Genomic DNA, 12,702 nt, shown 5'->3' with positions numbered 1-12,702 from the left:
ACCCTGGTTTAAAGCTCGGGTGGTTTTTTTCGTTTTATAGACACTGAAATTCAAATAAAATAAAGCTTATATTTTATACACGTATTTTTAGGGGCAATCATGGCTGTTGGTAATTCCACATTTCCTGAAATGAATCCAGTTAATGGGTTTTCATTAGGTACTTCTTTTGCCGATGTCAAAGGGGCTAACCCATCTCAACCGACGAGAGATGATATTACGGTAATGATGTTTCCTGACACCAGCACCGTAGCTGGAGTTTTTACTCAAAACGCTTTTTGTGCTGCACCGGTGCTGATTTGCCGAGAAAACCTTAAAAATAATATTCGAATCCTGGTGACAAACTCCGGTAATGCTAATGCTTGCACGGGTGACCAAGGTTTAGCTGATGCCCAAGCAATTAATCAAAAAGTAGCTGATCTAATTGATGTGAATGTTGATCAAGTATTGCCGTTCTCAACCGGTGTGATTGGCGAACACTTGCCGACGGATCGAATTCTTAACGCATTACCCGATGCGATTAACAATTTGTCAGAAGACAATTGGGACGCGGCTGGTCGTGCCATCATGACTACAGATACTCGTCCAAAAGGCGCTAGCCGAAAAATTGAATATCAAGGTCAAGTAATCAATATTACCGGTATCAGTAAAGGTGCTGGAATGATTAAACCTAACATGGCGACAATGTTGGGTTATGTTGCAACTGACGCACAAGTTGAAAAAGGTCTATTACAAAAATTATTAGCTGAAGGTGTTGAGAAGAGCTTTAATCGTATTACCGTCGATGGTGACACCTCAACGAATGACTCTTGTGTGCTGGTTGCAACGGGCACATCCATTGAGGTTAACGAAAATAATTCGGAATTGTTCGAGCTATTCACAAGTGCATTAAACGATGTTCTGTTAGAAATTGCGAAGGCAATTGTAGCCGATGGTGAAGGGGCGACTAAATTAGTATCGGTAGTTGTGGAAAATGCTGAATCTTCAAAAGAAGCGCTGCGAGTTGCTTATTCTGTTGCACAATCACCCTTGGTGAAAACTGCCTTGTTTGCCAGTGATCCGAATTGGGGACGTATTGTTGCTGCGATTGGCTACGCTGGTGTTCAGGGATTGGATGTTTCAAAAATTGATGTTTATTTGGGTGATGTTTTAATTGTTGCCAGTGGTGGGCGGGCTGAATCTTACGTTGAAGAAGCTGGTGCAAAAGTGATGTCTGAGCAAGAAATTGAGATTCGCATTAATTTGCGCAGAGGGGATTCTCAAGAAACCGTTTGGACAACGGATTTAAGTTACGATTACGTAAAAATTAATGCGGAGTATCGTTCTTAATATGGCTAAACGAATTCACGTTGCTGTAGGGGTTATTGTCCAGCAGGGAAAAATTTTATTAGCAAAGCGGGCAAGTCATCAACATCAGGGCGGTTTGTGGGAATTTCCAGGCGGTAAGGTTGAAAATGGTGAATCCGTTCAAAAAGCGTTATCGCGGGAATTAAATGAAGAGTTGGCAATCACTGTGTTGTCATCTCAGCCTTTGATTGAAATTGTTCACGATTATTCGGACAAGCAAGTTAAATTGGATGTTTGGTGGGTTGATCAATTTTCTGGTGTTCCCAAAGGCGTGGAAGGGCAACCGCTTGAGTGGGCGACGAGAGAAACTATTACATCTTTCGAATTTCCCAAGGCAAATGTCGAAATTGTTGAGGCAATTTTAAATTCTGACGTATTTTAGCGTCTGATTAAATACCGTTCTTAGAGTTAATGGAGATGTTTATTAGGGTTTTCTGCCATTAAATCCAAGTCACCGCTTAAAACGTCATCGTAATTAGGGCTGCCGGGAATTTTATGATTTTCGCTAGCCCACTCTCCTAAATCAATGAGTTTACAGCGTTCACTACAAAATGGGCGGTCTGGGAATTCATCGCTCCAAGTAATTGATGTTTGACAGTTTGGGCATTGAATTTTTGTTGGTTTACTCACGTTTGTACCTATTTTAAACGGGTTGGCAGTTACTTTTTTGACGCTAAATCCAAATACTTTTTGTGTAAGCTTTCAACTTGGGCGTGGAGTGTTTTTAGGTCAGTAGAATTGTCGATAATGTCATCGGCGTATTTAAGCCGTTGTGTGCGACTCAGTTGATTGGAGAGAATTGATTTTATCGTCTTCTCATTACCACCATCTCTTTTCAGTGTGCGACTCAGTTGTGTATCCTCAGGAACATCAACTACGAGTACGTAATCAGTCTGCAGATGTTGTTTTGTTTCGATCAGTAATGGTGAGCTAAGAATGGTGTAAGGGCTCTTAGAATTCGCAATCAGCAATTGAATTCGCTCGCGAATCAAGGGATGTAGTAACTTTTCAAGCCATACTTTTTCATCGGGATCGTGAAAAATTATTTCACGGAGTATTTTTCGGTTTAATTCTCCCTGATTATCAATAACATTATTACCAAAATGCTTTTCGATTTCTGAGAGTGCTCTAGTTCCTGGTAATACTACCTCTCTAGAGACAATATCGGCATCTACACAACGGATTCCCAAGGATTCAAAGTGAGAACTGGCGGCGGACTTTCCACTGCCAATACCGCCGGTTAAACCTACAACGAATTTACTCATGACACATTATAAGATGGTTCATTATTGTACGCTGCTATTGATCGATCAAAAAAGCAGTATAGCTGTTAACAATGCTGTCTCCCCAAAGGAAAGCTATCCACCCAGCAATGGCTAAGAATGGTCCGAAGGGAATGGGTTCGCTTTTATCTTTCCCTTTTGACATTAGAAACAGTGCCCCAAGGATAGCTCCAACACCAGCAGAGAATATGATTATTAACGCAAGTTGCTGCCATCCGCACCAAGCGCCAAGTGCTGCAAGTAATTTGAAATCACCATAACCCATTCCTTCTTTTCCTCGAAGGATTTTAAATAACCAATATACGCTCCAGAGAACTAGATAACCGGCTGCAGCACCGAATACTGCGCTGGTTAAATCGGTAAATATCCCTTGGCTGTTAACCAATAAGCCTAACCAAAGAAGCGGTAAAGTAATGTTGTCAGGAAGAAGTTTATGGTCTGCATCAATTAGCGTGAGTGTGACTAAACACCAAGTAAACAGTAAAGCAGGCAGCAAGCCGGGGCCATAACCGAGTTGCCAAGCGGCAATTGCTGAAAAAATACCTGTTGCCAGCTCAACTAACGGGTATCGTATTGAGATACGCGTCTTACAATTGGAACATTTGCCGCCTAGAAATAGGTAGCTGATAATAGGAATATTTTCCCAGGGTTGGATTTTATGGCCACAATTAGGACATGTAGAATTGGGGACCACTAAATTAAATGGTTCTTGTTTTTTTTCTGAATCAGCGATTTCTAAAAACTCACAACACTCAGATTTCCACTGACGTTCCATCATTATTGGCAGGCGGTAAACAACAACGTTTAAAAAGCTGCCGACTACGAGCCCCAAAATAAGAACCGCCGGTATTAACACCAGCGGTTGAGAAAAAAGTACTTCCATTTAATTCTACTGCTTTGAAAACTTTGCTGTTTAAATTGCTTGGCCGATTTGGAAGATTGGCAAGTACATCGCAACCATCAATCCGCCTACAAGAATACCAAGAACTGCCATAATCAGCGGTTCAAGCAAAGTGCTGAGGTTATCCACTTGGTTGTCAACCGAATCTTCGTAAAAAGTCGCAACTTTATCAAGCATTTCATCCAGCGCACCAGATTCTTCACCAATTGCTGTCATTTGGATAAGCATTGAAGGGAACTGATTGGTAGCTCTCATAGACACATTTAGTTGCACACCGGTTGCAACTTCATCACGCACTTTCAACGTGGTTTCTTCGTAGATTAAGTTGCCTGTTGCGCCAGAGACCGAAGTCAACGCGTCAATCAGTGGAACACCCGCCGCAAATGTTGTTGAAAGGGTTCGTGCAAAGCGAGCGATAATAGATTCATAAACAATACTACCAACAATGGGCAGCTTAACCATATAGCGATCTACAATTCGGGCAAAGGGCACTGAGCGCTTCTTGGCCTGAACAAATGCATACACACCAGCAACCACGCATACTAAGATAATCAACCACCACTGCTGGACAGTTTCAGAGAGGTTTAATACAAAGAGCGTAAATGCCGGTAAATCAGCACCGAAGCTTGCGAATGTTTCCGCAAATTGGGGTACAACCTTAACCAGCAAAATCCCCGTTACTACCAAAGCAACCACAACAACGGCTATTGGGTATGTTAGGGCTTTTTTGATTTTGGCCTTCATGGCCTCGGTTTTTTCTTTGTAGGTGGCAATCCGATCGAGCATGGTTTCAAGTGCACCCGACTGCTCACCGGAATCGACAAGATTGCAAAATAGCTCATCGAAATATTTAGGGTGTTTTGCAAGAGCAGCGGCAAATCCGTTACCGGTTGCTACGTCGTCACGGATTTCATAAACCAGTGCTTTGAGGGTTGCATTTTCAAGGCCGTCAGCCACAATCTCGAAGCTTTGTACCAAAGGCACACCTGCTTTCATCATAGTCGCCATTTGTCGTGTAAAAATGGCGATATCTTGAGGCTTTAGGGCTTTTTGCCCACTGCCAAACAGAGGCTTGGCTTTTTTTCTTACTTGGCCAGGTACAATCCCTTTCTTTCGCAATTGGGCTTTAACGAGAGCAGAGCTGGCGCCTTTGAGCTCGCCCTGAATCTTGTTGCCTTTGCGATCAACACCCTTGTAGGTAAATACTGAATCGTTTGTAGCGGTTGCCATGGATCTTAATCCTTCGTAACTCGGTTAGCTTCTTCAAGGCTGGTAACCCCGAAAGCGGCTTTTCTCAACGCTGAGATCCTTAAATTATTAAAGCCTTCTTTTCGTGCTTGGTCGGCAATCTGAATTGCATTGCCGCCCTCCATTATAATCCTTGAAATTGAATCGGTGATGCGAACGACTTCATATACACCAACCCGGCCCTTATAACCATTGTTGCAATTAGCGCAACCGACTGGGTGGTAAAGTTCAATTTCTGAACGGTCCATGCCGATGTCGTCAAAGCCTTCCTGGGAAAGGATTTCATCTGGGATGTCATCGGCGGGACGTTTGCAGTTTGAACACAGTCTCCTAGCAAGGCGCTGAGCAATAATAACGCTGACCGAGGTTGCCACGTTAAACGCAGGAACCCCCATATTGAGCAGTCGAGTTAAGGTTTCGGGAGCGCTGTTGGTATGCAGAGTAGATAACACCAAGTGACCAGTTTGTGCTGCTTTGATAGCAATTTCTGCGGTTTCTAAATCTCGAATTTCCCCAACCATAACGATGTCTGGATCTTGTCGAAGAAAGGACCGCAGCGATTCTGCGAACGTTAACCCAACTTTTGAGTTCATATTAACCTGGTTGATACCCTCCAGGTTAATTTCCACTGGATCTTCGGCAGTAGAGATATTGCGTTCTTCTGTATTCAGAATATTAAGGCCAGTATAAAGTGAAACAGTTTTACCTGAGCCCGTTGGCCCTGTTACGAGAATCATCCCTTGTGGTTGATCCAACGCATCTAAGTAGATTTGCTTTTGGTCGGCCTCATAACCCAAGGCATCAATACCTAACTTGGCGCTACTGGGGTCAAGAATTCGTAAAACGATTTTTTCGCCAAAAAGCGTAGGCAGGGAGTTAACCCGGAAATCAATTGCCCGGTTTTTGGAAATTTTCATTTTAATTCGGCCATCTTGTGGAACTCGACGTTCACTGATGTCCATTTGCGACATGACTTTTAAGCGCGCTGAAATTTTGGTGGCTAGATTGACTGGTGGGCGTGCAACTTCGACTAAGATGCCGTCGCGTCGAAATCTTACTCGATAAGCCTTTTCGTAGGGTTCAAAGTGAATATCAGATGCACCAGATTTAATAGCGTCAAGTAATACCTTATTACAGAATCGAACAATAGGGGCTTCGTCGGCTTCAGAGGTGTCATCTTCGCTATCGCTTTTGTCGCTAACCGCCTCTACATCTAAGTCTTCCAGGCTTTCGTCATCAAGGCCCTCAATGTTATTGATGCCATCTTCCTGGTTTAAATAAGCCTCGATAGCTTTCTGTAATTTGTCAGGTTCTATAAGAATGGCGTCGGTACTTAAGCCGGTATTAAACTTAATCTCATCAATGGCGGCCAGATCAGTAGGGTCTGATACTCCGACAAACAGGCGATTTCCCCGCTTGAATAAGGGCAGTGTGTGATGCTTTTCAACCAGCTTATTGTCGATCAAACCACGTGGGATGGAATCTAACCGCAGAGAGTCAATGTCAAAAACGGGAGTGCCAAATTCATCGGCAGCGGTTTGAGCAATCTGAGAGGACGAGGCTAACTGAGCATTGGATAAATACCAAGCCAGGGGAATTTTTTCTGCATTAGAATTGGTAACAGCAGTTTTGGCGTCGTCTTCCGAAAGGGTGCCGTCGCTCACTAAGCGTTTGGCAAGACCATTGAGTTGAACGGTATTTTGATTCATAGAAACTGGGAACTGTTCGTTAAGAGCTTAGTTGGCTGAAAATAGACAAACTTAAAGTAGATTATTAAGAATACTAGCAATTTCTGAGCTTAGCACCCTAACTCATCATCTTTTTACTTCAAGCCGGTAAGATTGGCAGTTCGTGAATAACTGTCGGCAAAAGCTGATTTTAAAGCTTAAGAACGTTATTACTTATCAATAGTGAAAATATTCATGTTGTCGCAGTCAACTTGTGACAAATTTTGTCGGGTGGTGTTCGACAAAATTTGTCAGTTTGGCGTCAAAAGTTAACCCCAAATAAAAGAATGTTTTTTTATTGGACAAATAATCCCGATTTTTAACGACTTTTCATCTTGGCCTACCCATTGCTACTGTAGGGGTAACCTGTGAACAACTGCGAACGGATTGCAGGTTCTACTTATTCTTTCTCGGAGATGATTCAAAATGAAAAAAGTGCAAAAGGGTTTTACACTGATTGAATTGATGATCGTTGTTGCGATTATCGGCATTTTGGCGGCGGTTGCGCTTCCTGCTTACCAAGACTACACCACTCGTTCACGTGTATCTGAAGGTTTGGCATTAGCTGCTGAAGCTAAAGTTGTTGTAATGGATAATGCTGCGAATACAATTCCTGCGGCAAGGGGTGGTCTTGGTTCTGGTTATCCTCAAGGTACTTTAGGGTCGCTGACTCCATGTACTTCTGGCGCGAATTGTACTCAGCAGGTTGGTGATGAGGGAGCTACAGCAGGTACTTCGCCAAACGTTAACTCAATTGACATTACTACTGCTACCGGTTTAGTTACTGTCACTTTTAGTAATCGTGTTTCTGGTGGTACGGATAACTTCACACTTGTCCTACAGCCTACGGCAGGTGGTGCTGCTTTGATGGCCGGTTCTCGCCCAGATGGTGCTATCATTTGGACCTGTTACGCAGCTGGTAAAGCTGGGATCATAGGCGGTGCGACAACAGGCACCTTACCTCAAAACGTTGCTCCAGGTGAATGTCGCGCTTAATTCTTAGTTTGCTAAGAAATATAAAAAGGCCTCTTGATAGAGGCCTTTTTTGATTAACCTTATAAATATTTGTGCCTAAAGTGTCTCTATCTACTCAATCATTACTGTTACTGAAGTTTAAGGCAGCAGGTTTCCATTTATTGGTTACCTTGTTAATCGCCTTATGTTCCGGCGTCTTAGTTTTCCATATTTGGTTTCCCGGAAAACTTTCGTCAATGCTCGGTGGCGTTGAGTTGTACCAGTTGGTACTGATCGTGGAAATTTGCCTTGGGCCTTTAATGTCTTTGGTAATTTTTAACCCGAAAAAGCCACGTTCGGAACTGATTCGTGATTACTCCATTATCGGTGTTATTCAAGTTGCCGCATTGGTTTACGGCGTGTCAACGGTTGCAGATTCTCGGCCCGTTGTATTGGCCTTTGTTAAAGATAGGATAGAAGTAGTAAGTGCGTTTGAGCTTGATGATGAAGATTTAAAAGCGGCGAGTGACGATAAATACGCTCAAAAAAGCTGGTTTGGGCCATTAGATGTTTGTACAGAGAGTCCAGCCGACCCTCAAGAAAAATCCGATTTAATTTTCTCTGCCATTGATGGCAAAGACATTCAGATGTTTCCGAAGTACTATCGGGAGTGTAAAAATAAAGAGCTTATTGAAAGAAGTTTTGATAAAGGCTTGTTGTTATCAGAAACTGTCAAAGCCAATAATCCATCGGAAGTATTTGAAGAGTTGCCAAAAGAAGATTTTGTTTGGTTGCCGGTAACACACAGATTTGGTGCCTGGGTGGTTGTCTTTCCCAATAAAGACATTAGCAAGGCTCAATATTTTCCTATTGAACCTTGGGGAAGTGCTAACTAATACTCTGGGTAATGCATCTGTGGGAGGAAAATTCCTACCACAGAATTCTCATTGATAAATCGATGGCTTTGCAGTCTTTTGTTAAAGCGCCAACCGACACAAAATCAACACCTGTTTCTGCAATGGGGCGAAGTGTTTTGTTGTTTACCCCGCCAGAAGCTTCTAACTTAGAATAAGCGTCGTATTTTTCTTTATTGAGAGCAACCGCTGTTTTCAAGTCCGTTAATGTGAAGTTATCCAACATAATAATGTCAGCTTTCGCTGCCGCCGCAATTTCAAACTCTTCCAGCGATTCAACCTCAATTTCAACGGGCTTCTCTGGGTAGAGGGCTTTCGCTGTGGTTACTGCTTTTTCGATGCCGCCGCACGCAGAAATATGATTTTCTTTAATCAGAAACGCGTCGAATAATCCAATGCGATGATTAAAACAGCCACCGCAGGTGACTGCGTATTTTTGTGCAGTACGTAGGCCGGGAATGGTTTTCCGGGTATCCAATATTTTTATGTTGGTGCCTGCGACAAGTTCAGAATAATACTTTGCTTTTGTTGCCACGGCAGAAAGCAGTTGCACGAAGTTCAGCGCTGCACGTTCACCCGTTAATAAACTCCGGGCTGTGCCTTCTAGCTCGAATAAAACGTCGTCTTCCTGAAATAAATCGCCGTCTTCACCATTCCAAATGATGTTAACTTCGCTATCCAATTGACGGAAGACTTCTTCCACCCAAGCTTTACCGCACAAAACACAAGCTTCTCGTGTAATTACCCGAGCCTTGGCTTGAGTATTTTCCGCAATCAGCTCGGCGGTAATATCACCGTCACCGACATCTTCTTTCAGTGCTTGAGTGACGGAATCGCGAATGTCTTGTTCGAGCGAGGACAAATTAGAAATCATGGTTATGAACGCAGTTGTTAAGCTTGGCTTGAGTTTAGAAAAAGGTGCTGAATTCCCAATGGCGAGAATTCAGCAGTGGGTTATTACATGATACGTTGGCCGGGTTTAGCGCCAGAGTGCGGTTCTAGTAAATGAATGTCTTTTCCACCGGGGCCGGCTGCGAGAACCATACCTTCCGATAAGCCAAACTTCATTTTGCGCGGCGCAAGGTTGGCAACCATTACCGTTAATTTACCTTCTAAATCTTCTGGTTGGTAAGCGCTCTTGATGCCTGAAAAAACGGTGCGTTTTTCAAATCCGATATCGAGCGTTAATTTCAACAGTTTTTTTGCACCGTCCACGTGTTCTGCCTTTTCAATCAAAGCAACACGTAAGTCAACTTTAGCAAATTCATCAAAATTGATGGTTTCAGCAAGGCTTTCGAATTCGGAGTTTTCTTCCGACTGTTCTGATTTTGATTCCGTTTTTTGTGAACCTGTCATCTCAGCTAAAATTTTGTTGTTGGTTTCAATCACCGCGTCAACTTGCGTGTTTTCAACGCGTTTTAACAACGGTTTGAAGGCATTGATCTCAACCTTACCCAAAAACTCCAAATTGTCTTGCCAATCCAAAGGTTGACCCAAGAAAGTTTCAGCGCGTTCAGCCAGTGCCGGAACAACGGGTTTTAAGTAAGTCATTAGCACTCGGAACATATTGACCCCAAGCGTACAGATATCCAAAACTTCTTGTTCTTTGCCTTCTTCTTTTGCTAATGACCAAGGTGCTTTAGCAGCGATGTATTCGTTCGCGGCATCAGCCAATGCCATAATCTCGCGCATTACCTTCGCGTACTCACGATTTTCAAAACCGTCGGCGATAACGTCTTGGGCGTTGATAAATTGTTGCCACAAGTCTTTATCTGCAATCGTTTCTGATAATTGACCGCCAGATTTTTGAATAAATTTTGCGGTACGGCTGGCAATATTAACGAGCTTTCCAACTAAATCAGAATTTACTTTTTGGATAAAATCTTGCAAATTTAAATCAATGTCATCAACACGATTCGTTAATTTGCTGGCAAAGTAATAACGCAAATAATCAGGGTCTAAATGCTCTAGATAACTTGAAGCGTTAATAAACGTGCCTCGAGATTTTGACATTTTTTCGCCATTGACCATTAAAAACCCGTGCACGTTAACGGCTGTGGGTGTGCGGAAATCTGCTGAGGTCAGCATTGCTGGCCAAAAAAGTGCGTGGAAATTAACGATGTCTTTGCCAATAAAGTGATACAGCTCAGCGTTAGAGTCTTTTTGCCAAAAGTCGTCAAACTCCAAGTCATTCGTTCGATCACACAGATTTTTAAAGCTAGCCATGTAGCCGATTGGGGCGTCCAACCAAACGTAAAAATATTTACCGGGTTCGCCAGGAATTTCAAAACCAAAGTACGGCGCATCGCGAGAAATGTCCCATTCTTTTAAACCGCCGTCCAACCATTCGGCAAGCTTATTGGCAACTTCTTCTTGAAGGTGACCATCGCGAGTCCAATTTTTTAAGAAGTCGGTAAATTCCGGTAATTTGAAGAAGAAATGTTCCGAATCTTTTTCTATGGGGGTTGCGCCACTGATGGCTGATTTTGGATTGATTAAATCCATTGGACTGTAGGTGGCGCCACATTTCTCACAGTTATCGCCGTACTGATCGTCGGCCTTACATTTTGGGCATGTGCCTTTGACGTATCGATCGGCCAAAAATAAATTTTTCTCTGGATCGAACGCTTGAGTCACCGATCGAGTTGCAATGTGACCGTTAGCTTTTAGTCGCTCGTAAATCAGACCCGAATATTGCTGATTTTCATCCGAATGTGTGCTGTGGAAGTTATCAAAGCCGATATTAAAGCCTGCGTAACTTTTTTCGTGATCTGCTTTTACCTGGGCAATTTGTTCTTCTGGTGTAATGCCCATTTGCTCGGCTTTGAGCATGATCGCTGTGCCGTGAGCGTCGTCGGCACAGACGTAATAACATTCGTGCCCGCGCAGTTTTTGGTAACGAACCCAAATGTCGGTTTGGATGGTTTCGACAATATGGCCTAAATGTAACGGCCCGTTCGCGTAGGGAAGGGCGCTGGTTACGAGAATTCTTCGTCGCTGCATAGGGTTTCCGTGAAGCAAATTAAGCATTGGCTAATCAAAAGCGATTGCAAATCAATCAATTCTAGGTTTCTTGAGAGATCGCGTTAAAATAGCGGGCAAATATACCATATCTGGAAGGGAAGTTTGGTTATCTATGACCCTGCGATTTTGAAAGTAGGGCGTCAATCAATTATCTGAATAAAGAATCAAAATTTATGAGTGTTGAACAATCTGTTATTTCAGCCGTGGAATCCGTTATCGAGCCAGTCACTCAGAAGAGCTTGGCGCAACTGAATGCCTTAACCAGTGTTTCTATTGATCAATCTAAGGCGTCTGTCGTAATAATTCTGGGCTTTGTTGGCGAAGACATCAAACAAGCGTTGTCTCAGGCGGTTTGGGACAAAGTGTCTGCTTTGGATGGCATTAGCGAAATACAGTTGGATATCGATACGGTTGTGCCAACGGGCCAACACGTTGCGGAGCTACCTCACTTAGCAGAGGTTAAACAGGTGATTGCGGTTGCTTCAGGTAAAGGGGGTGTCGGTAAATCCACGACTACCGCTAATCTGGCCCTGGCGTTACAAGCAGAAGGGGCAAAAGTAGGAATTTTGGACGCTGATATATACGGCCCGAGCCAACCGCAGTTATTTGCCGTCAGCGATACTCGCCCGACCGCTCAAAGCAACACAATTCTGCCGATTGAATCAAACGGCATCAAACTGATGTCGATGGGATTTTTAGTCACTGAAAAAACGCCGATGGTTTGGCGCGGCCCCATGGCTAGCGGTGCGTTTATGCAGATTTTGGGGCAAACCCAATGGGGAGAGCTGGATTACCTCATCGTTGACATGCCGCCTGGAACCGGAGATATCCAATTAACCCTATCTCAGAAGGTTCCGTTGGCGGGAGCGGTGATTGTAACCACTCCTCAAGATATCGCGTTGCTTGATGCTAAAAAAGGAATTGAAATGTTTACCAAAGTGAATGTTCCCATTCTTGGTGTTGTAGAAAATATGTCTACGCACATTTGCAGCAGTTGTGGGCATGAAGAGCCAATTTTTGGCGTTGGCGGTGGGGATCGAATCAGCGAACAGTACAACACTCAATTACTGGGAAGCTTACCATTATCGCTTTCGATTCGTGAGGATGCCGACAGCGGTAAGTCGCCGTTGGTAAAAGATGTCGATTCGGAAATTAGCCAGAAGTACCGTCAAATTGCGCAAAAAGCATCCGCACAATTGTGGCTGAATACGCTAGATGCGGCTCAATCCCCAGTGATTGAGTTCAGTGATGACTAACCTATAGGGGCCATGAATTTCACGGCAAGTGTTTGTTTGATTGGGTTAAGC

The 12,702-nt window shown here is 43.5% G+C and carries 12 protein-coding genes; 5 read left to right on the top strand and 7 right to left on the bottom strand.

The window, feature by feature from the left end; translation table 11 throughout:
- Positions 1 to 99 precede the first annotated feature (99 nt).
- Both argJ and mutT read left to right on the top strand, forming a co-directional pair.
- Positions 100 to 1,326 carry a bifunctional glutamate N-acetyltransferase/amino-acid acetyltransferase ArgJ gene (gene argJ / locus LU361_RS02170; protein WP_233086671.1) on the top strand — a complete coding sequence of 409 codons (1,227 nt, stop codon included), beginning with the start codon at positions 100 to 102 and terminating at the stop codon, positions 1,324 to 1,326.
- Position 1,327: 1 nt separating this feature from the next.
- Entirely contained in the window at positions 1,328 to 1,726 is a 399-nt protein-coding gene (mutT, locus tag LU361_RS02165; RefSeq protein ID WP_233086670.1) for an 8-oxo-dGTP diphosphatase MutT, read from the top strand.
- Positions 1,727 to 1,752: 26 nt separating this feature from the next.
- Here the strand turns inward: mutT and yacG are convergent, their stop codons facing one another.
- From yacG to pilB, 5 genes are read right to left on the bottom strand one after another with little or no spacing between them, the layout of a single operon-like run.
- Positions 1,753 to 1,974 (bottom strand): DNA gyrase inhibitor YacG, encoded by a 222-nt coding sequence (yacG, locus tag LU361_RS02160; protein WP_233086669.1) that lies wholly within the window; start codon positions 1,972 to 1,974, stop codon positions 1,753 to 1,755.
- Between the two features lie 29 nt (positions 1,975 to 2,003).
- Positions 2,004 to 2,609 carry a dephospho-CoA kinase gene (coaE, locus tag LU361_RS02155; protein WP_233086668.1) on the bottom strand — a complete coding sequence of 202 codons (606 nt, stop codon included), beginning with the start codon at positions 2,607 to 2,609 and terminating at the stop codon, positions 2,004 to 2,006.
- Between the two features lie 34 nt (positions 2,610 to 2,643).
- Positions 2,644 to 3,510, bottom strand: a complete 867-nt coding sequence (locus tag LU361_RS02150) for a prepilin peptidase (RefSeq protein ID WP_233086667.1) — start codon at positions 3,508 to 3,510, stop codon at positions 2,644 to 2,646.
- A gap of 30 nt (positions 3,511 to 3,540) precedes the next feature.
- Positions 3,541 to 4,758: a type II secretion system F family protein gene (locus LU361_RS02145; RefSeq protein ID WP_233086666.1), complete on the bottom strand. Its 1,218-nt coding sequence runs from the start codon at positions 4,756 to 4,758 to the stop codon at positions 3,541 to 3,543.
- A gap of 5 nt (positions 4,759 to 4,763) precedes the next feature.
- Positions 4,764 to 6,485, bottom strand: coding sequence for a type IV-A pilus assembly ATPase PilB (pilB, locus tag LU361_RS02140; protein WP_233086665.1), 1,722 nt, complete (start codon positions 6,483 to 6,485; stop codon positions 4,764 to 4,766).
- A gap of 444 nt (positions 6,486 to 6,929) precedes the next feature.
- On the opposite strand from pilB, the gene LU361_RS02130 reads away from it, so the two are divergent.
- Both LU361_RS02130 and LU361_RS02125 read left to right on the top strand, forming a co-directional pair.
- Positions 6,930 to 7,499: a pilin gene (locus LU361_RS02130; RefSeq protein WP_286206422.1), complete on the top strand. Its 570-nt coding sequence runs from the start codon at positions 6,930 to 6,932 to the stop codon at positions 7,497 to 7,499.
- Positions 7,500 to 7,579: 80 nt separating this feature from the next.
- Positions 7,580 to 8,353: a hypothetical protein gene (locus LU361_RS02125; protein WP_233086664.1), complete on the top strand. Its 774-nt coding sequence runs from the start codon at positions 7,580 to 7,582 to the stop codon at positions 8,351 to 8,353.
- A gap of 34 nt (positions 8,354 to 8,387) precedes the next feature.
- Here the strand turns inward: LU361_RS02125 and nadC are convergent, their stop codons facing one another.
- Positions 8,388 to 9,245 (bottom strand): carboxylating nicotinate-nucleotide diphosphorylase, encoded by an 858-nt coding sequence (gene nadC, locus LU361_RS02120; protein WP_233086663.1) that lies wholly within the window; start codon positions 9,243 to 9,245, stop codon positions 8,388 to 8,390.
- A gap of 83 nt (positions 9,246 to 9,328) precedes the next feature.
- Positions 9,329 to 11,374 (bottom strand): methionine--tRNA ligase, encoded by a 2,046-nt coding sequence (gene metG, locus LU361_RS02115; RefSeq protein ID WP_233086662.1) that lies wholly within the window; start codon positions 11,372 to 11,374, stop codon positions 9,329 to 9,331.
- A 194-nt stretch (positions 11,375 to 11,568) separates the two neighbouring features.
- Here metG and apbC point away from each other — a divergent pair, with 194 nt between their 5' ends.
- Positions 11,569 to 12,651, top strand: a complete 1,083-nt coding sequence (gene apbC, locus LU361_RS02110) for an iron-sulfur cluster carrier protein ApbC (RefSeq protein WP_233086661.1) — start codon at positions 11,569 to 11,571, stop codon at positions 12,649 to 12,651.
- The last annotated feature ends 51 nt before the right edge of the window (positions 12,652 to 12,702 follow it).

Source organism: Sessilibacter corallicola, assembly GCF_021290925.1.
In the GTDB taxonomy this organism is placed as follows: domain Bacteria; phylum Pseudomonadota; class Gammaproteobacteria; order Pseudomonadales; family Cellvibrionaceae; genus Sessilibacter; species Sessilibacter corallicola.
The sequence above is the reverse complement of the archived record's forward strand: the minus strand, read 5'-3'. Positions and strand labels throughout refer to the sequence as shown.